Below are 21,001 nucleotides of genomic sequence, written 5' to 3'. Positions count from 1 at the left end.
ATCTATTCAAATTCAATTAACAATTGGTTTTTTTCAACAGCATCATTTTTTTGGGTAGTTATGGATTTTATGATACCATCTCTTGGAGAAGAGATTACATTTTCCATTTTCATAGCCTCAAGAATAAGTAATGTATCATCCTCTTTTACTTCTTGCCCTACTTTTACATTAATCTCTAGGATTAGTCCAGGCATAGGAGCCTTGATCGAATTTATATGAATTGATGAGCCTATAGCAAACCCCATTGCTTTAATCAGAAAATCTAAATCATTAAAAATGCTTACTTCATAAACGTTTTTGTTTATTTTAATCTTATAGGCTTTATTGTTAAAATTGTGCTCAACAATAGTAGCATTGTAAGACTTGTTGTTTTGAAGAATATGAAATTTAGATTTTGAAACCTCTACCGCATCAAGTTTAGTGACGTCCTCGGTATCAATTTCAAAATCAAAAGTATTGTTAACCTTAGTTTTGAAAATCTTATTCATACTTAGAATAATTGGTTTAGGTAAATATAGTTATTATGTATTAGACATTATACAACATGTAATACACAAAAAAGGCAATAAACGTATTCAACTAGTAATTTAAAAACATGAAAATCATCATATTAATCTGTCTTATGGTTTGAAATTAGAGCTGGCTAGGTGTCTTTTAATGGCTTTTCTAGAAAGGATTATAGCAACAATCAGAGAAACAAAAGCACCTATCCAAATACCAGGGATAAAATCTATAAACAGAAAAAAGTCGTAGGCACCGTGGAAACCAGTAGCCAATAATAAACCTGTTAAATTTAATAGGGCTTTATTTTTACCGAATTTAGCTTTACCCATAAAATATCCCATTAAAACCCCAAAGGTAGCGTGAGCAGGAACTGCCGTAAAAGCTCTCAATAAAGCGGTTTGGTAACCACCTTCTAAAACATAAAAAATGTTTTCTGTGGCTGCAAACCCCATAGATACCATAACAGCATAAATAATACCATCAAAAGGTTCATTAAACTGTTTATTTGGTTGTGCGTAGTACCTAACAATAATGTATTTACTAAACTCCTCTGAAAAACCTACTACAAAAAAGGCATATAGGAATTGTTGGAAGACACTATTTCGATTAAATTCCAAGAGGGTACCAATAATATAGTAAATGATAGTAGTTACTATTATACTTACTATAGCTCCCAGTAAAAAATTAGACAACAGGAAGCGCTTAGGTTCTTTTTCGTATTTGTCTTTATAATATATATAAAAAATGACTATAAGAACGGGAGCAACGGCAAGTAGAAGTAAATTCATGAATGTATAGTTTCCATTATTTTTTTAAGTACAAACTCATAGTAACTTTTATTTGATGGTACAAAGTGATTACCATTATTGCCTAAGGTTGCAATTAGTTTCTGGAATTTTTCAAATGACACCAACTTAAGTGATTCAACCTCTCCTTTTTGGGGAGTTAACGTAGATATTGGCCTGCGTAATTCAGCTATAAAAGTATTGTGAAACTCAAAGTCTTTTATACCACTATCGTAACTTTGGAAACATTTAAAAACACCAATTTTATTTAAATCAGATTCTAAAATTGGTAAATTTATTTCTTCCGATGTTTCCCTTACGGCAGCTTGTTTAATAGATTCACCTGAATCTACATGTCCAGCAACTGAAACGTCCCACATTAACGGACAAATAGTTTTTTCTGCAGACCGTTGTGATAATAATATATGACCATCTTTATTATAAAACCAAACATGTGTTGTGTTATGGTAAAGACCTTTTTGGTGGATTACAGATTTTAATTCTGATTGTCCTGTAGGGTTGCCGTTGGCATCAACAATGTCTATAAGTTCGTCCATAATAAAAACACAAAAAGTTGACTTATCATTAATAGCAATGCGAAGCATCTCATCTTTGAAACTATTGAGATACTACATTTTAATTCATTTAGAATAACAACTTTTTATTCAAAATAACTGAATGAGTCTCCGTCTTTTATGTTTAGAAGGGTTTCATAAATTAATCTAATGACGTTTTCAACATCTTCCTTATGAACCATTTCAACGGTAGTATGCATATAACGTAGTGGCAAGGATATCAATGCAGATGCCACCCCGCCATTACTGTAAGCGAAGGCATCCGTATCGGTTCCTGTAGCTCTAGATAGTGCTGAGCGCTGAAAAGGTATTTTTTTATCTTCCGCGGTTTCAATAATTAAATCGCGTAATTTTTGTTGAACAGCAGGAGCATAGGCTACTACAGGACCTTTGCCAATTTCTAAATAACCTTCTTTCTTCTGTTCAATCATAGGGGTTGTTGTATCATGTGTTACGTCTGTAACAATGGCTACGTTGGGTTTTATGGTTTGAGTAATCATTTCGGCACCACGAAGTCCAATTTCTTCCTGTACTGCATTGGTTATGTATAAACCAAATGGCAATTCTTTTTTGTTTTCTTTTAGTAAACGCGCCACTTCAGCAATCATAAACCCTCCCATGCGGTTATCTATAGCTCTACAAACAAATTTATCATCATTTAAGATATGAAATTCATCTGGGTAGGTTATCACACAACCTACATGAACCCCTAATTTTTCAACCTCTTCTTTATTGGCACAACCGCAATCAATGAAAATATTTTCTGGTTTCGGTGGTTCTTCTTTGGCTCTATTTCTAGTATGGATGGCGGGCCACCCAAAAACTCCCTTAACTATACCTTTTTTTGTATGAATATTAACAACTTTACTGGGGGCAATTTGATGGTCACTACCCCCATTTCTAATAACATAAATAAGTCCGTTATCACTTATGTAGTTTACATACCAGGATATTTCATCGGCATGTCCTTCTATAACCACCTTATATTTTGCTTTTGGGTTTATCACGCCCACGGCAGTACCATAGGTGTCAGTAATAAACTCATCAACATAGGGTTTAAGATAGTCCATCCATAGTTTCTGTCCGTCCCATTCATAACCAGTAGGAGCAGCATTGTTTAAATATTTTTCTAGAAAGTCAATAGATTTTTTATTGAGAATATGCTTCTTCGCCATTTGTAAAAGTTTTGCACTAAAATAATAATATAAACAGAAATTGGTGTGTCTAATTCCATAAAAATAACCACCCCAAAAAATCGTTATAACAAGAGTAAATTAGTAATTTTGACAGCAGAGGCCTCAATACACAGATTAATGAACTGGTTTAAATACATATTTTTTCTGTTTCCAACATTTATACTAGGGCAGGTAAACAATGTTGAGATAGATTCTACAGCAACTGTTGAGTATTTAATTATTGAAGGTGATTCTGTACCTAGAACCAGTATTGATTTAGCCGAAGTTAAACTCTTACATAAACTAAAATTTAATAACCGAGAAGACCGCATTAGATATTTAATTTTAAGACGAAAAACCATTAAAGTTTACCCTTATGCCAAATTAGCGGCGGTACGTTTAGATTCTATGAATAAACAAATGGCGAGTATGAAACGAAAACGTGATAAAAAGCGTTATACCAAGCGTGTTCAAAAATATATTGAGGGTGAATTTTCTGAAGAACTAAAAAAAATGACTCGTACTGAGGGTCAGATTTTAGTGAAACTGATACATAGGCAAACAGGAACTACAGCTTTTGAATTGGTAAAAGAGTTGCGTAGTGGTTGGAGAGCTTTTTGGTATAATACTACTGCTAGTATGTTTGATATTTCTTTAAAGCGCGAGTTCGATCCTGAAAACGTGAAGGAAGATTATTTAATTGAAGATATTTTGCAGAGAAATTTTCAAAGTGGCCGATTAGAAGCTCAAGAACCAGCTTTAGAATTTGATTTCTATGATTTAACCGATAAGTGGTTAAACGCTGATTCTCAAGAAAAATAGCATGCGAAAACAATCTTGTTTTGAAGAAAAACTCAATGCTGTAAGTCATGGGTTTGGTGCTGCTTTTGGAATTATTGCTTTAATTCTACTAATTGTTTTTAACACTCATAAAACGGCTTATAGTTTATTTAGTGTTATTGTTTATGGTATTTCTATAATTATATTATTTACAGCTTCTTCTTTATATCATGCTATTAGAAATAAAACGTTAAAGCATTATTTTAGGATAGTAGACCATATAAGTATTTATCTGCTAATAGCTGGAACATACACACCTGTTTTATTAATTATATTAACAGATAGTTTAGGTTGGTTGCTGTTTTGGGTAGTTTGGGGAATTGCTGCTTTTGGGGTTATTCTGAAGCTGTTTTTTATAGGGAAGTTTGAAGTGTTTTCAACTTTATTATACTTGGTTATGGGTTGGTTGATTGTTTTTGATTTTTCTAATCTTTCTAAAGCTCTAGATAGTAATGCTATTTTATTACTTTTTGCTGGTGGGTTGTCATATACTGGGGGTATTATTTTTTACGTTATTGAAAAAATTCCTTTTAACCATGTTATTTGGCACTTATTTGTTTTGGCAGGTGCTATGTTTCATTTTTTTATGATATTCTTTTATGTAATTTAGTTTTATGCTAACAATTACCATTGTAAAGTCTATTGAAGATTTTCAAAACATTGCTACTCTTGCCAATATTATTTGGCGTGAACATTACATCCCTATCATAGGATTGCCACAAGTAAATTATATGTTGGAGAAATTTCAATCTGTAAATGCTATTGCAGAACAAGTTACCAATGGTTTTGAATACTTTGTGCTTCAATACAACAAAGTACCTGTAGGCTACATTTGCATAAAAAAAGAAGCTAAAGCTTTGTTTTTAAGTAAGTTCTATATATTGAGAGAATACAGAGGAAAGAAGATTGGAAAAGCAGCATTAGTTTTTATAGAAGAGAAATCAAAAGTTTATGACCTAAATAAAATTAGACTTACCGTTAATATTAATAATATCAACTCAATAAAAGCTTATGAGAGTTTAGGTTTTAAAAAAGTAAGACCTGTAGTCATTGATATAGGTAATGGTTTTGTAATGGATGACTTTGAAATGGAGAAGGGTCTATAAGTTAAATTATTGTTTATAATCACCTATTACTATTTTTTTAGAATTTAAAGTTTAAATTTAACGATTTAATAAGCCACCAAATCTAAGCTTCAATAAGCTCTTTGTACTCCTCAAAAAAGGCCTCGAATAGACTCATTTTTTCATTGAAAAACTCCATTACAGTTTGCCATGTTTTTTTATTGTGAATAGACACTTTTTCCTCCAAACGCACATATATTCTTGAGACTTCTTTATAATTCTCTAAAATATATTCTTCATCAAAAATAGCATCTGGAAGATAGTCATCCAATAAAATAGATTTCAGTGTAGTAAGTTTTTCCCAATACTTAATACGGTGTTCTAAATCGTCTTCAAGGTCTAATGCCACCAAAGCTTTCTTGGTGTCAAAATGAAATTTAAAGCTAAACCCTTTTAATTTAGTATTATAAAGAATCCACTTTCTGGGAAACGATTTTCCGAAACTGGTCCAAAATTCTTGTCGTAATATTCTAGATTCTTCTTTGCTAAACATTTAAATTAAAAATGCCACACTAACGCCTAAAATAATGGCAATAAACTTAGACATGTTAAACTTATGTCCATCGCTACTTTCAAATAGTATGGTTGTAGATATATGTAAAAATATACCAATAACCATAGCATTTAATATATGGCCTATATGTGCCAATACTTGCCATGTATGTGAAATCAAGGTTCCTAAAGGTGTCATACAAGCAAATACCAATAAGAACAAGGCTATTTGTAATTTACCATATTTAGCCTTAAACAAAAATAAACTAATAATAATAGCAATAGGTATTTTGTGTACTAATACGCCATAAACCATATCATTATGTTTATGAATGGAAAAACCTTCTAAAAAACTGTGAATGCACAAGCTAATAAAGAGTAGCCAAGGAAAAGCAGTGCTGTTTTTATGAATATGTACATGCCCATGTTCTGCACCTTTAGAAAACAACTCGAGTATTATTTGTAGCAAAATACCACCCATAATAAAAAGACCAGTACTTTTTGCTTCCAAATGATTGTAAACTTCAGGAAGTAATTCAAAAAGAGTAAGCGCTAATAGAAAAGCTCCACTAAAAGAGAGTAGGAGCTTGGTGTTCCAAGATTTACTACTCTTAGTAAATCTAGCTATAATAACGCCTAAAACAACGGCTAAAAAAGGAAAAAGATAATCACTCATACAAATTCATACTGGTGTTTGAATGGAAATAATGTCGATTATCGACCTATTTGAATATCATTACTAAGCGTTCAGAGGTTTTACTGCTAAACTTACGCAAGTTATAATCTCCAAAAACATCAAGCAAATGTACATCGGCTTTTTTAAATAAATCTTCGAAATCATTTAGTGTAAATGCCCGCACACGTTCTTGATAATGGTATAAATTGCCTTCTATAGTGAACTTAATATCTTTAATAATGTAGCCTGCTTCAACATATCGTTTTAAGTTAAAGGTAATATCATCTACAGTTTTAACTTCCTCAGGTACTAAACTATCAATCACAAATTCACTATTCATGAAATCAATAACGCCAAAACCAAATTCATTTAAATTAGCTTTAATTGCTTTAATAGTTTTTAGGTTATCGGCATCATCATCAAAATAACCAAAACTTGTGAATAAATTAAAAACGGCATCAAACTTTTTATGGTAAGGTTCACTCATATTATGAACCTCAAACTTTAGGCGGTGATTTTCAAATTTTTTAGCAAAAGCAATACTACTTTCACTCAGGTCAACACCCGTTACATCATATCCAATCTTGTTTAAATACCTAGCGTGTCGTCCTCGACCGCAAGCTAAATCTAAAATAGTTCCATTTTCAGGAATATTTAAATAATTGGTAAGCGTTTCCATAAAGGCGTGTGCCTCGGTATCATTTCTATCCTTATATAAAATATGGTAATATGGTGTATCAAACCAAGAAGAAAACCAAGTAGACTTATCTGCTATCATTAATTGTTTTTATTTGGTTTGTATTTTTTGTAGTCAGCACACTTGTTATAGATTCATCACATTTTTTGGTGTGATACTCGAACTGACATAAAAGATTGCGTTTATCATGAAAGCAGTCAAAGGACTTCAATCCCTACTTGACCCAAACCCTACTAATATAAATGTACCGCAAAAGTACAGGTTTTTTTAACATTTAAAAATTCTGTTTTTACCCAGGAAAATTACCCTATTTTTGCAGCGTATTTAAGGCAATGCAATACACAAGAACATGGAGGACAATTTTAAAATGGTAGCCAAAACCTTGTTTGGTTTTGAAGATTTATTGGCTAATGAGCTCACGCAACTTGGAGCCCAAGATGTTAAGAAAGGGGTGCGTAATGTAAGTTTTGTAGGCGATAAAGGTTTTATGTATAAAGCAAATTTAGGATTGCGAACTGCCATTAAAATTCTAAAACCTATCCATACTTTTAAAGTTCATAATGAACAAGATTTGTATGACAACATATACAAAATGCCATGGGAAAACTATTTAAAATCTAATGGCTCTTTGGCGGTTGATGCCACTATCTATTCCCATTTGTTTAAACATTCCTTGTTCATTGCCTTAAAGACTAAAGATGCTATTGTAGATAGGTTTCGTGATAATACTGGGCAGCGACCCAATGTAGATTTAAAATTCCCGGATTTAAAAATAAATATACATATAGATCGCAATCAATGTACAGTTTCATTAGATGCTTCGGGAGATTCGTTGCATAAACGTGGTTATAAAACAGCCACTAACATTGCGCCCATTAATGAGGTGTTGGCAGCAGGCATGATCATGCTATCTGGTTGGGATGGACAATGCGATTTTATGGATCCCATGTGTGGATCGGGTACCATGCTTATTGAAGCTGCCATGATAGCTTGTAATATTCCACCCAATTTAATGCGTAAAGAATTTGCTTTTGAACGCTGGCAAGATTGGGATGTAGAGTTGTTTGAAAAGATAGAAGAATCGCTGCTTAAAAAAACACGAGATTTTCATTACAAAATTATAGGTTATGACAAAGCGCCTAGTGCTGTCTATAAGGCTAAAGACAACATTAAGAATGCGCAGTTAGATGATTTTATAACCGTAAAACATGAAGACTTTTTTAAGACCCAAAAGGGAGGAAGCGGTAAGTTGCATATGGTTTTTAACCCGCCTTACGGCGAACGTTTAAATGTAGATATGGAAATGTTTTATAAAAATATTGGTGATACGCTTAAGCAAAACTATCCGGGTACTGAGGCTTGGTTTATTACTTCAAACCTTGACGCCCTAAAACATGTGGGGTTACGCCCTTCACGAAAAATACAATTGTATAATGCTAAGCTAGAATCGCGTTTGGTTAAGTATGTCATGTATGAAGGAAGTAAGAAGGGGAAGTATATGAAGTGATTTTGGTGCGGTGTGTTTATCGTTATGATACGTTTACAATGATTAATATTTGTAGATAGCTATAGTTAGCTTTTTTAACAAATTAAAATCAGCAAATTTTTGTAATAAATTATAAATATAATTCTACTTAGATATAGCTTAAATTATGAAGCTTGTTAATGATGATGTTTAGAATGCTTGAAATGTTCCATAATCAAATCCCTACCAAAGTCACCATCAAAATCACGCCACACACAATGTATATGGTTGGCATTGTTTTGGGTGTTATCCAGTTCAATTAAGAATGTTTTGTCTTGTATTCTATAGTAATGCGGCTCACCTTTTTTTGTGCTTCCTGCCCAGGCAAAACGTAAATCGTTAAATTCTTCCTGATGTATTTTAGTTTCTCGCACATGGGCTAAAGAGTCTGGTAGGGCGCTTAAATATTCATAAATAATAGCTTTTAATTGGTTCTTTTGACCATCATTGAGGTCACTTGCTAGAATACCTTCAGGTTTTAAAGGTTCTACTTTAGAGAGGTTATAAGTTATAATGTCATTATAGGCAGCATTAGTGAAAATAGCTTGTTTGCGTTGTTGTTCGGTTAAGGTAGGGCATAGGCTAGTGCTTCCTCTCTGTGTTAAGTACGCTCTCCTTTTCTACTGCCACCTTTTACAATGGCAGGATTAGCACCAAAAAACCGGGGAGAAGCCGTAATGATATCATTAACTACGGTAAAGTTTAAAGCTACATGGTGCCCCTCGAAAGCCCAAGCCCAAAGATTGTCTTTTTTTGGGTTGCCATAAATGGCTATAAAATAGGCTTCGGGATTTCTGTATGCTGGGTCACCACCAAATTCTGCCAAAACATTTTCTAGACTAATTATTTTTTTGGTCTTGTTGTAACCAGATTTACTTAAAAAATAACGAAGCATATCAAAGAAAAGGGCTTTCTGTTCTTTATTCAGTTCTTGTAATGAAATACCCTCACGAGGATAGGATTTATTTGGTAAAAAATGCCATGATTCTCTTGAAGTATCATTAAAGGGAAACATTACTTTTTCTAGTTGATTAGTGTTTAAAGAATCTAAAAACTTTACAACATATTTTCCGTTCTGGTGGCTGAAAGATAGAAATATAAAAAAGGTAATTATGCCAATTATAATTGCTAGCTTTTTCATAGGTTTAGTTTTTGAATAAAAACACTTTAAGTTACGTTATTTTTCTAAAACAACTTGAGTTTTATTTAATACGCTGTAATTACCTTTTAGGTTCTCAACAAATAGGCTTTTATATTGTTAATTACTTTGTTTCTTGGCTATTTCATTTTTTAGGGCGTTGTGTTATATTAGCGTTCTATCATTCAATTTTTATCAATTCTATGGCTGTACCATCTAATTATACCGAAGAAAATATACGTTCACTTGATTGGAAAGAGCATATTAGAATGCGCCCTGGGATGTATATTGGAAAACTTGGTGATGGGTCATCACCTGATGATGGTATCTATATTCTTTTAAAAGAGGTGATAGATAACTCTATTGATGAGTTTGTAATGGGAGCTGGAAAGACTATCGAGATTTCTGTTCAAGGGAATAAGGTTATTGTTAGGGATTATGGTCGTGGGATTCCGCTGGGAAAAGTGGTTGATGTGGTTTCTAAAATGAATACCGGTGGAAAATACGACTCAAAAGCATTTAAAAAATCGGTAGGTTTAAACGGTGTTGGTACCAAGGCAGTTAATGCACTTTCAAATTATTTCAGGGTAGAATCTACAAGAGATGGTAAGTCGGCATCGGCAGAGTTTGAAAAAGGAGAACTTACAGATCAAGAGTTACTTGATGATACCACCCGTAGAAAAGGTACCAAGGTATCATTCATTCCAGATGAAAGCATTTTTAAGAATTACAAGTTTAGAAGTGAGTATATTGTAAAAATGCTTAAAAACTATGTGTACCTTAATCCAGGGTTAACCATAGTTTTTAACGGTGAAAAGTATTTTAGTGAAAATGGATTAAAGGATTTACTCACTGAGAGTACTAATGAATCTGATTTATTATACCCCATCATCCACCTTAGAGGGGATGATATTGAGGTAGCTATTACCCATAGTAAAACCCAATATAGTGAAGAGTATCATTCCTTTGTTAACGGACAGAACACCACACAAGGAGGTACGCATTTAAATGCTTTTAGAGAGGCGGTTGTGAAAACGATTCGGGAATTTTATGGTAAGAATTATGATGCCTCCGATGTTAGAAAATCTATCATAAGCGCTATTGCTATTAAAGTCATGGAACCTGTTTTTGAAAGCCAGACTAAAACCAAGTTGGGATCTACAGATATGGGAGGCGATTATCCAACGGTTCGTACGTATATAAATGATTTTTTAAAAACAAATCTGGATAATTATCTTCATAAAAACACGGATACTGCCGAAAAGATTCAGAGGAAAATTTTACAAGCAGAACGTGAGCGCAAGGAATTGTCTGGTATTAGGAAGCTAGCACGAGATAGAGCAAAAAAAGCCAGCCTTCACAATAAAAAATTACGCGATTGCCGTGTACATTTTGGAGATACTAAAAGTGAACGAAACTTAGAAACAACACTGTTTATTACGGAGGGTGATTCGGCTTCAGGTAGTATTACTAAGTCACGCGATGTTAATACTCAAGCGGTTTTTAGTTTAAAAGGAAAACCGTTGAATTGCTACGGACTTACTAAAAAGATCGTTTATGAGAACGAAGAATTTAATCTCCTACAAGCAGCATTGAATATTGAAGAATCTCTTGAAGATTTACGCTACAATAATGTGGTAATTGCTACCGATGCCGATGTTGATGGAATGCATATTCGGCTGTTGTTAATTACATTCTTTCTACAGTTTTTCCCAGAAGTTATAAAGGAAGGGCATTTGTATATTTTGCAGACCCCGTTATTTAGAGTAAGAAATAAAAAAGAAACTATTTATTGTTACACAGACGAAGAGCGTATCAATGCTATTGAAAAACTAAAACCAAAACCTGAAATTACCAGATTTAAAGGGCTTGGTGAGATTTCACCAGACGAGTTTAAGCATTTTATTGGCGAAGATATGCGCTTAGACCCAGTAATGCTTGATGATAATATGTCTATTGAAGAACTGTTGTCATTCTACATGGGAAAAAATACACCAACCAGACAAGAATTTATTATTGATAACCTGAAAGTTGAATTAGATCTAATTGAAGAGGAGAGTTAATGAGGACTAGCAATGCCAAAGTACGGAATATCATTATTTCAATCTATTTCATCTTGATTGTAATAGCTATTATTCTATCTACGGTATTTAGTGCTTTTAAGGATATAACAGGTAATCCTATGTTAACATTTTTTTTATTCCTGTTTTGTTTTGTCTCTCTTTTTTTTATTGTGCATTGGATATCTAAGTATTTCGAGTATGACAGTGACGGTATGAAAGTAGTTGTAATTAATAGAGGACTTTTGTTGTCAGACTATCTAAATTATCGAGAGTACAAAGTTGAATTTGAAAAACACAAATTAGTATCTTATAAGTTCCGTAATTTCTTGATATATAAAGGACTTAGGTTAGGCATCAAGAATAATAACGGTAAGGTAAAGTATGTATATTTTAATGTTACTCTGGTATCAAGAAAAAAAAGAAAATATATTAGGCAGTCTTTAAGAAAGATGGTAAGGATTAATAGAAAAAAAGACAATAGTTAATGATAGAAGAGAATGATAGCTTAGAAAACCAACAAAATGATGAACCTAATGGAACCATTACCCGAGTTACGGGTATGTATAAAGATTGGTTCCTGGATTATGCATCATATGTTATTTTAGAAAGAGCGGTTCCGGCTATTGAAGATGGTTTTAAACCGGTGCAACGTCGCATTATGCATTCTATGAAAGACCTTGACGATGGGCGTTACAACAAGGTTGCAAACATTGTAGGGCATACCATGCAGTACCACCCTCATGGTGATGCCAGTATAGCAGATGCTATGGTACAAATAGGTCAAAAAGATTTGCTTATAGATACTCAAGGTAACTGGGGAAATATACTTACAGGCGATAGTGCTGCTGCCTCAAGATATATTGAAGCACGTCTTTCCAAGTTTGCTTTAGATGTGGTTTACAATCAGAAAATCACCGAATGGCAGGCTAGTTATGACGGCCGTAGAAAAGAACCTGTTAACCTGCCAGTTATGTTTCCTTTGCTGTTAGCTCAAGGAGGCGAAGGAATAGCCGTAGGGCTTTCAACTAAAATATTACCGCACAACTTTATTGAACTCATAGAGGCTTCTATAAAACATCTTCAAGGAAAACGATTTACTATTTTACCTGACTTTCCAACAGCAGGAATAGCCGATTTTACTAATTATAACGATGGTAACAGAGGTGGTAAAGTTAGAGTGCGGGCTAAAATTTCTCAGTTTGATAAAAACACCCTAGTTATTTCTGAAATTCCGTTTGGAACTACTACATCATCTCTAATAGACTCCATTTTAAAGGCTAACGATAAAGGAAAGATCAAGATTAAAAAGATTGAGGATAATACAGCTGCTGAGGTTGAAATTCTAGTCCATTTACCATCAGGATTATCTCCCGATAAGACTATTGATGCCTTATATGCCTTTACGAGTTGTGAATCGTCTATTTCGCCTTTGGGTTGTGTTATTGAAGAAAATAAACCGCTATTTATTGGAGTTTCTGAAATGCTTCGTCGTTCTACCGATAATACCGTACAACTTTTAAAGCAGGAACTGGAAATTAAGTTGGCAGAACTAGAAGAGCAATGGCATTTTGCATCTTTAGAGCGTATTTTTATTGAAAATAGAATTTACAGGGATATTGAGGAAGAAGAAACTTGGCAGGGGGTTATTGATGCCATTGATAAGGGGCTTCAGCCTTATATTAAACACTTAAAGCGAGCTATAACAGAAGATGATATTGTGCGCTTAACAGAAATTCGCATTAAACGTATTTCTAAATTTGATATTGATAAAGCGCAACAAAAAATAGAAGCTTTAGAGGAACAGATTGCACAAGTAAAGCATCATCTTGCAAATTTAATAGATTACGCTATAGCCTATTTTAAAAGGTTAAAGAATGATTATGGAGAAGGTAGAGAGCGTAAAACAGAAATTAGAATTTTTGATGATGTTGATGCTACAAAAGTAGTTATTAGAAACACTAAACTCTATGTGAATAGAGAAGAAGGGTTTATTGGAACGTCGCTTCGTAGGGACGAATACGTGTGTGATTGTAGTGATATTGATGATATTATAGTATTTACCAAAACAGGTAAAATGATGGTCACAAAAGTTGATAGTAAAACCTTTGTAGGTAAAGATATTATACATGTTGCTGTGTTTAAGAAAAAAGATAAGCGTACCATATATAACATGATTTATAGAGATGGTAAGGGCGGACCATCTTACATAAAACGTTTTGCTGTAACCTCAATTACCAGAGACCGAGAATACGATCTTACTAATGGTAATAAGCAATCAGCTGTTCTGTACTTTTCAGCTAACCCTAATGGAGAAGCCGAAGTAGTTACTGTAAATTTAAGACAAGCAGGCAGTATTAAAAAGTTGAAATGGGATATTGATTTTGCAGATATTCTTATAAAAGGGAGAGTGTCTAAAGGGAATTTGGTCACAAAATATTCTGTTAAGCGTATCGAACTTAAAGAGAAAGGAGTTTCAACGTTGAAACCGCGTAAAATTTGGTTTGATGATTCTGTTCAAAGGTTAAATGTAGATGGTAGAGGGGAACTTATAGGTGAGTTTAGAGGAGAAGACCGTTTGTTAGTTATTACACAATCAGGGCGATTAAAAACAATCATTCCTGAACTTACGACTCATTTTGATAATGATATGATTGTTCTAGAGAAGTGGATTCCTAAAAAGCCCATTTCGGTTATTTATTATGATGGAGAAAAAGAGCGTTACTATGTGAAACGTTTCCTTGTTGAGAATGAAAATAAGGAAGAACTATTTATTTCTGAGCATTCAGATTCACAATTGGAGATTGTATCTACAGATTGGCGGCCTGTAGCGGAGGTAGTTTTTGCTAAAGAACGCGGTAAAGACAGGCGTGAAAATTTAGAAGTTAACCTTGAAGAGTTTATTGCTGTTAAAGGTATTAATGCTCTTGGAAATCAATTGACAAAAGAACGTATTAATCAGATAAATTTACTAGAGCCTTTGCCTTACGAAGCTCCAAAAGAAACACCAGCTAGTGAAATTGAGGTAGTAGATGAAACTGAGGTGTCATCTGAAAACAAGGTTCCTAAACCAAATTCTGATACTGATGATGAAGGTGATTTTGGAGTAGACAATGAAGGACAGGTTACATTGTTTTAGTGATGTGGTTAGGTTAGCAAGGTGTAATTAGCCAATAATGCATTTTTTTTCGTAGTGTAAATCCTAATTTCTTGTAAAGGTTAATTGGTCCCAGGTTAGTTTCATCTACGTGTAAAAAAGGCACTTTATCCTTTTTAAATATTTCTTTAACAGTGTGTGTAATGAGCTGTTTTGCATATCCATTTCCAGTATATTTTGGGTGTGTTGCTACGGCACTTATCTCTGTAAAATGTTTTGTCTGCATACGTTCTCCAGCAACCGCTACCAACTTATTTTGTTTATAAATACCCCAGTAGCGTCCCAATAAATTGGTTTTTGTCTTAAAAAAATGTGGGTACACTAATGCAATTAAATCCATTAAATCATCGTAGTGAACTTCATTAAGTTCAACTATATTCTCGGAAATTGGGTACTCAATGTCATTGTAAATAATCATTTGAAGCCCCACATATTTTTTTAGTTTAAAAGCAGTTGGGACTTTTGGTTTATTACCAACAATGAAGAAACGGTCTAACAATTTTGCATGTTTTTTGATGGCATTACAAGTATCTTCATTATTTACAAAAGCACCAAAAGGCGTAAAATCAGGATGGTAAAACTTCACATTGCCATAATCAATACACGCCTCATAATGCGCATCGGTTAACGAGGACCAAACAGGATTGTCTAAAGGCGCTTCTGGGAAGGGTTTCATGGCTCTTATCGCGATATTGATTAAGTCAGGTATACTAATTAGTATTATTCCGCTTCTTTAAATTTACTTTTTTTTGGTCAATGGCCGATGACAGAAGACCAAAGTGTTAAGAATAGAAGCATTTTTTTTACTTTAGTCATTTATCTTCGGTCATTAGACACCTGCTTTGTGTCTTACTCATATCTACATAAATACGAGGAATCTTCTAGTGCATTAACTTTAAAAGAAATGCCTGAAGGTATTTCACAAGATTGCCAAATACCATAAGTTTTTATTTCTTCCCCAGGAAGTTCTAATTCCCAATTCCCAGAGGTTAACGTCATCCATTCTTTGGTGGAGGTGTTAAATTCATAAGTACCTTTTAACAAAACCCCTACCGTAAAATTTCCTTGAGAATTACTAAGACCTAAAGATTTTACGTTGCCTTCAAAATATTCATTAACTTTTATCATAGTTTATTTTATTATTAATTGTATTTATTATTGAATTTATATCGATTTTATAGTCGAACCAAAGAGTATCTTCATTTTTGTTAAACCAAGTAAGTTGACGTTTTGCAAACCTTCGGGTATTTTTTTTGATTTCAGAAATGGCAAAATCTAAGGTCCATTCACCATCAAAATATTTAAAAATTTCTTTATAGCCTACGGTATTTAAGGCATTTAGGTTTTTATAGGGAATGAGGGTTTCAACCTCTTTAAGCAAACCTTCCTTGATCATGATATCAACACGCTGGTTGATACGGTTATAAATAGTTTCTCTTTCGGCGGTAAGTCCAACGGTTATAGTTTCAAAATTCCTTTGAGTTTTGTTTTTATTCAAAAAAGAAGAATAAGATTTACCCGTACCAATACAAATCTCTAAAGCCCTAATAATTCTATGTGGATTATCTATAGCTATGGAATTATACGATGTTTCATCTAAATCTTGTAATTGCTTTTGCAAGGATTCTAAACCTTCATCTTTGAATTGTTTATTCAAATTTTCTCTTATATTGGGTTCAATATCAGGAAAATGATCTAAACCTTTGGTAACAGTATCAACATATAAACCAGAACCCCCAACCATGATAATGATGTCATGTGTTTTAAAGAGATTATCAAGTTTTTGAAGAGCATCTCTTTCAAAAGAGCCAACACTGTATTGATCATGAATGGATTTATGGTGAATAAAATGGTGTTTTGCTTCAGCTAATTCCTGTTTGGATGGGGCCGCTGTACCAATGTGCATTTCTTTAAAAAATTGACGGGAATCTGCCGAAATTATTTCAGTTTTAAAATGTTGTGCCAATTGTAAGCTAAGGCTAGTCTTTCCTATAGCTGTGGGGCCAATCACTGAAATTAAATATTTTGTTTTAGTTTTTATTTTAGATTGAAATTATGAGTGTAAACGTTCTCCACAATGATGACAATATTGAGCTTTATCGTTGTGGTTTTCTGCAAGACAATTAGAACATGATTGTAATGAATTGTTTGAAGTCTCTGTCTTTTTGCTTTGAGCTGTGTATTCAGCAGAAACTATACCCGTAGGGACTGCAATAATGCCATAACCTAGAATCATAACAAGTGAAGCTATAAGTTGTCCCAGCGGGGTTTGTGGGGCAATATCACCAAAGCCAACCGTAGTAAGTGTTACAATACACCAATATACACTTCTTGGAATATTTGTAAAGCCGTTTGCTTCACCTTCAACCAAGTACATAATGGTACCCAGTATGATGGAAATGATAATGACTGCAAACAAAAAAACCGCAATTTTAGCTCTACTAGCTTTAATGGCATTCATTAAATTATTTGAAGCACCTAAGTACCTTGCTAATTTTAAAATTCTAAAAACTCTCAGTAAGCGTAAAGCACGTAAGGCTGCTAAAGCGTGTACACCACCAACAATGAGTGATATGTATTTTGGTATGGTAGATAGTAAATCTATAACACCATAAAAACTAAATACATATTTTAAAGGCCTTCTTACCGTAATAATTCTTAAGATGTATTCTATTGAAAAGAGAATAGTTATGACCCATTCAGAGATGTTTAGAAATGTATGAAATTTTCGATCAATACTATTCACACTTTCTAACATGACTAGGATAATACTAGCTAAAATGGTTATAAGTAGTACAACATCAAATAATTTACCGGCAGGCGTATCTGCCTCATAAATTATTTTTTGAAGTTTTAAACGCCATTTATTTCTTGAATACCTACTCACTACCCCAAAAATAGTAAAGATGGATTACTTTTTCTTCAATAAAATAAGTGAATTGTTTTGAGCATCAACTATTTTATTCATAAATTTTTTTAAGTATGGGTAGTATTCTGGGGCATAAACAGCTTCTTTAAAGTCAATTCTAAAGGTAAGGGAAAGTTCATTGTCAAACGTACTAGAAGAATAGAAAAGCATTCCTGCTTTATTTGGTAAACTAGTAACTAATGGTTTGGGTTTTTCTAAAATTTCGTATTGACCACCTAAATCAAGCTTAAGGGTGTAATAATAAGAGTCTTGGTATCCAAAGTCAATAGGATAACTTCTTTCTTGTAGTTTAAACGGATTTTCTGAAAAGAACTTCACAAAAAACGGATTTAGATAAATATTATCACCTGTTTCTTCACCCTGATACTCTACATGATATTGTTCTTGAAAAACGGGTGTGGTAGGGGAGCTTTCAATAGTATTGTGATTAGATATATCGATGAAGGCCGCATTGTTATGGAGATTTTCTATGTATGCAGATGCATTACTAAAATATGATTTTCTATGGTTGTATGCATGGTAACCAGTTCTTTTAGAAACGATATCTCCAACAATGTCTCCATTGTTATCAATATGTAATTTGGCTTCATATAAAACATCTGATTTTTTTGGTACAATATCATACCAGTCGCTCCCAGAGTTAAAATCTAAAAGTCTTCCGTATTGGTTAAGGCATCTAAACGGAATTTCATCAAAGCTTAAATATTTATCGGTAGCATCAAGTAGGTAGGTTTCACCATCTATACTTAGGTGGACTACTAAATAATTAAAGTCTGAAATTATAGGATATATTGTTGTTGGATGCCCATTTTGTCTTGTTGAAATTAATAGCGGCTTAACATTGTAACCTTTTTCATTTAAAGTGTTATGAAGTAAAATGTTTATAGAACCCACATTACCAGATTTATCTTTTATCAGGTCTTTGACAGACACATTTTTGAAAATCTCTAATTTTTCGTTCCATATGTAGTTTTGTTGAATATGTTCATAAATTAAAGTAGCATTTTCTTTTGAATTTATGCTATTTATTAAGTTTAGAGGAAGTATATCTTCTAATTTAATAGATTTAGAAAGTTGTTTCCCAATATTTGGATCTGTTTTTAATTCTTTATCAACATCTCTCCATTCTTTGGTATAGTTGGTAACTATTCCGTCAAAACCTCTAAAAGTCTTCAATTCATATTCCACTCTTGCCAAATAATTATCTTCTGTAGTCATATAATCCTCTTCAATAAAGGCTGGAATATCTTTCATGGCATAAACACTCTCCAAACAATTGGCTTTACCAACTGCAGGTATTTCCAAACAATCATTTTTCACATCTACAGTATTAACCGCAAGTTTTTTACCTCCCACTAGCTTTATATTGTATTCCCAATTACCGGGTATACTAGTTTCGTACTCGCTATAAAGTGTAGGTATTTTATGTTGAAAATCCCACCCTTTGTAATTCCACATGAGATATTGAGGAGTTGTTAAAGTATAACTATAAGAAATCACAGAGCCTTCTTTGAGGTTAGGTAATGTGAATGTAACAAGGTTATAATTTTCATTGTAATCTTCTTCAAAGATGTCTTCTTTATTTAGTTTAGATTTTACAACGTTACCATCCACCATATTATAGGTGGTACCTACTATATTTTCGACTTTTTGATAATCGTTTCCACTTTTTTTATGCAAAAATAGTTTAACGGTGGCTTGACCAAAACCTTCTTTTTTAAGTATTTTAATCTTACGTATTTCATTAGTCATTAACTTATAAGTACCTGGATGCACCCAACTCTTGCCATGTTCATATATAATTACCGCATTGGCTGTAGTATCTCTTTCAAAAGTATTGGTCTTTATATCTGCTAAGGTAACCTGGTGAGATTCTGAATGAAACGATGTTTGAGAGAAAACAACGAGCGTTGGTAATAATAGCAAACAATGAGTAATTCTTTTAAAGTTCATTACAATGTGATTTGTTTTACTTTTTTGTTTTTCCTTAGGTAAGATTGAATAATATGTTGTGTATCTCTATTATTGCTCATAGGAGTAATGATTGACTTGAGAATATCTATATTATTTATCTGATAGTTTAGGTTGAAAAATCCTATACCTACAAATATACCATTTTCAATCAATATAGTACTGCGCTCATCAATATCTCGTCCTTTATCAATAATGACCATGTTTTTATTAGAATAGCTGTTTTTTGAAATAAGGGCGTTTACTCGTTTATTATATAATTCTGGAGGTTCTTTCTGTATGCACGCTCCTTCACAGGTTTTTATATCATAATTAAAACAACTGGTTTTAGTTTTATATAAACCAGTCAGTTTTTGGCATAATTGATACTCTTCAATGGCATTTAAAATAAAACTTTTACCACTTTGTCTGTTGCTAAATGTGGTTATTGGTTTTTTTCGTCCATCAGCAATGTCAATTTTTAGGTTTATGTAGTTGTGTTCATCAATAAAACTATATAAAGCATGAGTGAAAATTGTTCTTCTTAGGGCTCTATTGAAAATAGGTTTGAGTCGTTTAATTTCCTCACTTTCCTTTAAAAGCGCAACCAGTTCACTTCCGGTTTCTTCATAAGTTACCGTGCTTACCAGTGATTGTATTTTTTTTGACTTGGGGTTGGTATTGGTGAAGTGTTGGTTGATACGTTTCTTAATATTTTTACTCTTGCCAATATAGATGATTTCACCATCGGCTTTATGAATGTAATACACGCCTGTAACTGATGGTAGTTCATTAATAATGTCGATATGTCTGGGTTCTAACTGGTGTTTTGGATTGGCTCGTACTGAATTTTGAATGATGCTTTTTTCAGAATCTTTATCTATAAGCATTTTAAAAAGCTTCACAGTGGCTAGAGCGTCACCAGATGCGCGATGCCTATCGGAAACTGGAATTCCTAGAGATCTAACCAATTTACCTAAACTATAGGATTGCTGACCTGGAATAAGATTTTTAGATAATTCAACAGTACATAGCGATTTTCTTTCGTAATCATAACCAACGCGCCTAAACTCGGTACATAATATTCTATAATCAAATTGAGCGTTATGTGCTACAATAATACAGTCTGTTGTAATCTCAACAATACGCTTAGCAACCTCATAAAACTTAGGGGCACTACGTAACATGTTATTATTAATACCTGTAAGATTTACTACAAATGGTTGAATATCTCGTTCAGGATTAACTAAGCTTATAAACTGATCCACCACTTTATGACCGTCATATTTATAAATGGCAATTTCAGTTATACCCTCTTCATTGTATCTACCTCCAGTAGTTTCTATGTCTAGTATTGCGTACAAAAAATGTTGA

At 33.2% G+C, this 21,001-nt stretch carries 21 protein-coding genes and 1 pseudogene; 7 read left to right on the top strand and 15 right to left on the bottom strand.

The features are described 5' to 3' along the window. Positions 1-2: 2 nt before the first annotated feature. The 4 genes from DFQ02_RS12175 to DFQ02_RS12160 form a co-directional block, all read right to left on the bottom strand. Complete coding sequence (locus tag DFQ02_RS12175; RefSeq protein ID WP_116524717.1) at positions 3-488, bottom strand: acetyl-CoA carboxylase biotin carboxyl carrier protein subunit; 486 nt, start codon at positions 486-488, stop codon at positions 3-5. 132 nt (positions 489-620) lie between these two features. After that, positions 621-1,292, bottom strand: a complete 672-nt coding sequence (locus DFQ02_RS12170) for a PrsW family intramembrane metalloprotease (protein WP_116524716.1) — start codon at positions 1,290-1,292, stop codon at positions 621-623. After that, positions 1,289-1,846: an NUDIX hydrolase gene (locus tag DFQ02_RS12165; protein ID WP_116524715.1), complete on the bottom strand. Its 558-nt coding sequence runs from the start codon at positions 1,844-1,846 to the stop codon at positions 1,289-1,291. The genes DFQ02_RS12170 and DFQ02_RS12165 overlap by 4 nt, the downstream gene beginning before the upstream one ends. Positions 1,847-1,950: 104 nt before the next feature. Further along, on the bottom strand, positions 1,951-3,039 hold the full coding sequence (locus DFQ02_RS12160) for a M42 family metallopeptidase (RefSeq protein ID WP_116524714.1): 1,089 nt from the start codon (positions 3,037-3,039) through the stop codon (positions 1,951-1,953). A gap of 138 nt (positions 3,040-3,177) precedes the next feature. Here DFQ02_RS12160 and DFQ02_RS12155 point away from each other — a divergent pair, with 138 nt between their 5' ends. The 3 genes from DFQ02_RS12155 to DFQ02_RS12145 are packed head-to-tail and all read left to right on the top strand — an operon-like array spanning position 3,178 to position 4,985. Further along, positions 3,178-3,861, top strand: coding sequence for a DUF4294 domain-containing protein (locus DFQ02_RS12155; RefSeq protein WP_116524836.1), 684 nt, complete (start codon positions 3,178-3,180; stop codon positions 3,859-3,861). Position 3,862: 1 nt separating this feature from the next. Continuing rightward, positions 3,863-4,489 carry a PAQR family membrane homeostasis protein TrhA gene (gene trhA / locus DFQ02_RS12150; protein WP_116524713.1) on the top strand — a complete coding sequence of 209 codons (627 nt, stop codon included), beginning with the start codon at positions 3,863-3,865 and terminating at the stop codon, positions 4,487-4,489. A gap of 4 nt (positions 4,490-4,493) precedes the next feature. Further along, complete coding sequence (locus DFQ02_RS12145; protein ID WP_116524712.1) at positions 4,494-4,985, top strand: GNAT family N-acetyltransferase; 492 nt, start codon at positions 4,494-4,496, stop codon at positions 4,983-4,985. 82 nt (positions 4,986-5,067) lie between these two features. Here DFQ02_RS12145 and DFQ02_RS12140 read toward each other — a convergent pair whose 3' ends face one another. Genes DFQ02_RS12140 through DFQ02_RS12130 form a run of 3 tightly spaced genes read right to left on the bottom strand, consistent with a single transcriptional unit; the run spans position 5,068 to position 6,949 of the window. Further along, on the bottom strand, positions 5,068-5,496 hold the full coding sequence (locus DFQ02_RS12140; RefSeq protein WP_116524711.1) for a DUF4268 domain-containing protein: 429 nt from the start codon (positions 5,494-5,496) through the stop codon (positions 5,068-5,070). Then, positions 5,497-6,171, bottom strand: coding sequence for a ZIP family metal transporter (locus DFQ02_RS12135; RefSeq protein WP_116524710.1), 675 nt, complete (start codon positions 6,169-6,171; stop codon positions 5,497-5,499). A gap of 46 nt (positions 6,172-6,217) precedes the next feature. Continuing rightward, entirely contained in the window at positions 6,218-6,949 is a 732-nt protein-coding gene (locus DFQ02_RS12130) for a class I SAM-dependent methyltransferase (protein WP_116524709.1), read from the bottom strand. Between the two features lie 268 nt (positions 6,950-7,217). Between DFQ02_RS12130 and DFQ02_RS12125 the strand changes: the two genes are divergently transcribed. Then, positions 7,218-8,375 carry a THUMP domain-containing class I SAM-dependent RNA methyltransferase gene (locus DFQ02_RS12125; RefSeq protein WP_116524708.1) on the top strand — a complete coding sequence of 386 codons (1,158 nt, stop codon included), beginning with the start codon at positions 7,218-7,220 and terminating at the stop codon, positions 8,373-8,375. 155 nt (positions 8,376-8,530) lie between these two features. Here DFQ02_RS12125 and DFQ02_RS15405 read toward each other — a convergent pair. Next, positions 8,531-8,968 (bottom strand): annotated as a pseudogene (locus tag DFQ02_RS15405) (DUF3500 domain-containing protein); the annotation flags it as partial. Between the two features lie 26 nt (positions 8,969-8,994). Then, on the bottom strand, positions 8,995-9,534 hold the full coding sequence (locus DFQ02_RS15400; protein ID WP_116524706.1) for a DUF3500 domain-containing protein: 540 nt from the start codon (positions 9,532-9,534) through the stop codon (positions 8,995-8,997). A 200-nt stretch (positions 9,535-9,734) separates the two neighbouring features. On the opposite strand from DFQ02_RS15400, the gene DFQ02_RS12110 reads away from it, so the two are divergent. From DFQ02_RS12110 to DFQ02_RS12100, 3 genes are read left to right on the top strand one after another with little or no spacing between them, the layout of a single operon-like run. Beyond that, positions 9,735-11,594 (top strand): DNA topoisomerase IV subunit B, encoded by a 1,860-nt coding sequence (locus tag DFQ02_RS12110; protein ID WP_116524835.1) that lies wholly within the window; start codon positions 9,735-9,737, stop codon positions 11,592-11,594. Further along, positions 11,594-12,079 carry a hypothetical protein gene (locus tag DFQ02_RS12105; protein WP_116524705.1) on the top strand — a complete coding sequence of 162 codons (486 nt, stop codon included), beginning with the start codon at positions 11,594-11,596 and terminating at the stop codon, positions 12,077-12,079. Before DFQ02_RS12110 ends, DFQ02_RS12105 begins: the two co-directional genes overlap by 1 nt. Then, a complete protein-coding gene (locus tag DFQ02_RS12100) occupies positions 12,079-14,730 on the top strand; it encodes a DNA gyrase/topoisomerase IV subunit A (protein ID WP_116524704.1) in 2,652 nt (883 codons plus the stop codon). The genes DFQ02_RS12105 and DFQ02_RS12100 overlap by 1 nt, the downstream gene beginning before the upstream one ends. 13 nt (positions 14,731-14,743) lie before the next feature. Here DFQ02_RS12100 and DFQ02_RS12095 read toward each other — a convergent pair whose 3' ends face one another. The 6 genes from DFQ02_RS12095 to DFQ02_RS12070 all read right to left on the bottom strand — a co-directional run bounded on the left by DFQ02_RS12095 (position 14,744) and on the right by DFQ02_RS12070 (position 20,991). Beyond that, entirely contained in the window at positions 14,744-15,424 is a 681-nt protein-coding gene (locus DFQ02_RS12095) for a GNAT family N-acetyltransferase (protein WP_116524703.1), read from the bottom strand. A 173-nt stretch (positions 15,425-15,597) separates the two neighbouring features. Next, a complete protein-coding gene (locus tag DFQ02_RS12090; RefSeq protein WP_116524702.1) occupies positions 15,598-15,876 on the bottom strand; it encodes a pyrimidine/purine nucleoside phosphorylase in 279 nt (92 codons plus the stop codon). Further along, positions 15,863-16,759: a tRNA (adenosine(37)-N6)-dimethylallyltransferase MiaA gene (miaA, locus tag DFQ02_RS12085; RefSeq protein WP_245940262.1), complete on the bottom strand. Its 897-nt coding sequence runs from the start codon at positions 16,757-16,759 to the stop codon at positions 15,863-15,865. The genes DFQ02_RS12090 and miaA overlap by 14 nt, the downstream gene beginning before the upstream one ends. Before the next feature lie 42 nt (positions 16,760-16,801). Beyond that, positions 16,802-17,635, bottom strand: a complete 834-nt coding sequence (locus DFQ02_RS12080) for an ion transporter (protein ID WP_116524700.1) — start codon at positions 17,633-17,635, stop codon at positions 16,802-16,804. 24 nt (positions 17,636-17,659) lie between these two features. Further along, positions 17,660-19,630 (bottom strand): DUF3857 domain-containing protein, encoded by a 1,971-nt coding sequence (locus tag DFQ02_RS12075; protein WP_116524699.1) that lies wholly within the window; start codon positions 19,628-19,630, stop codon positions 17,660-17,662. Further along, positions 19,630-20,991 carry an exonuclease domain-containing protein gene (locus DFQ02_RS12070; protein WP_116524698.1) on the bottom strand — a complete coding sequence of 454 codons (1,362 nt, stop codon included), beginning with the start codon at positions 20,989-20,991 and terminating at the stop codon, positions 19,630-19,632. Before DFQ02_RS12070 ends, DFQ02_RS12075 begins: the two co-directional genes overlap by 1 nt. Positions 20,992-21,001: the final 10 nt, after the last annotated feature.

This window comes from Seonamhaeicola aphaedonensis, assembly GCF_003386195.1.
Lineage (GTDB): Bacteria > Bacteroidota > Bacteroidia > Flavobacteriales > Flavobacteriaceae > Seonamhaeicola > Seonamhaeicola aphaedonensis.
Note: the sequence above shows the minus strand (reverse complement) of the source record. Positions and strands in the feature narration are given on the sequence as shown.

Excerpts from the sequence above, each read along its gene's own strand:
- DFQ02_RS12175 (WP_116524717.1), bottom strand. The coding sequence starts at position 488 with ATGAATAAGATTTTCAAAACTAAGGTTAACAATACTTTTGATTTTGAA.
- DFQ02_RS12170 (WP_116524716.1), bottom strand. The coding sequence starts at position 1,292 with ATGAATTTACTTCTACTTGCCGTTGCTCCCGTTCTTATAGTCATTTTT.
- DFQ02_RS12165 (WP_116524715.1), bottom strand. The coding sequence starts at position 1,846 with ATGGACGAACTTATAGACATTGTTGATGCCAACGGCAACCCTACAGGA.
- DFQ02_RS12160 (WP_116524714.1), bottom strand. The coding sequence starts at position 3,039 with ATGGCGAAGAAGCATATTCTCAATAAAAAATCTATTGACTTTCTAGAA.
- DFQ02_RS12155 (WP_116524836.1), top strand. The coding sequence starts at position 3,178 with ATGAACTGGTTTAAATACATATTTTTTCTGTTTCCAACATTTATACTA.
- trhA (WP_116524713.1), top strand. The coding sequence starts at position 3,863 with ATGCGAAAACAATCTTGTTTTGAAGAAAAACTCAATGCTGTAAGTCAT.
- DFQ02_RS12145 (WP_116524712.1), top strand. The coding sequence starts at position 4,494 with ATGCTAACAATTACCATTGTAAAGTCTATTGAAGATTTTCAAAACATT.
- DFQ02_RS12140 (WP_116524711.1), bottom strand. The coding sequence starts at position 5,496 with ATGTTTAGCAAAGAAGAATCTAGAATATTACGACAAGAATTTTGGACC.
- DFQ02_RS12135 (WP_116524710.1), bottom strand. The coding sequence starts at position 6,171 with ATGAGTGATTATCTTTTTCCTTTTTTAGCCGTTGTTTTAGGCGTTATT.
- DFQ02_RS12130 (WP_116524709.1), bottom strand. The coding sequence starts at position 6,949 with ATGATAGCAGATAAGTCTACTTGGTTTTCTTCTTGGTTTGATACACCA.
- DFQ02_RS12125 (WP_116524708.1), top strand. The coding sequence starts at position 7,218 with ATGGAGGACAATTTTAAAATGGTAGCCAAAACCTTGTTTGGTTTTGAA.
- DFQ02_RS15400 (WP_116524706.1), bottom strand. The coding sequence starts at position 9,534 with ATGAAAAAGCTAGCAATTATAATTGGCATAATTACCTTTTTTATATTT.
- DFQ02_RS12110 (WP_116524835.1), top strand. The coding sequence starts at position 9,735 with ATGGCTGTACCATCTAATTATACCGAAGAAAATATACGTTCACTTGAT.
- DFQ02_RS12105 (WP_116524705.1), top strand. The coding sequence starts at position 11,594 with ATGAGGACTAGCAATGCCAAAGTACGGAATATCATTATTTCAATCTAT.
- DFQ02_RS12100 (WP_116524704.1), top strand. The coding sequence starts at position 12,079 with ATGATAGAAGAGAATGATAGCTTAGAAAACCAACAAAATGATGAACCT.
- DFQ02_RS12095 (WP_116524703.1), bottom strand. The coding sequence starts at position 15,424 with ATGAAACCCTTCCCAGAAGCGCCTTTAGACAATCCTGTTTGGTCCTCG.
- DFQ02_RS12090 (WP_116524702.1), bottom strand. The coding sequence starts at position 15,876 with ATGATAAAAGTTAATGAATATTTTGAAGGCAACGTAAAATCTTTAGGT.
- DFQ02_RS12075 (WP_116524699.1), bottom strand. The coding sequence starts at position 19,630 with ATGAACTTTAAAAGAATTACTCATTGTTTGCTATTATTACCAACGCTC.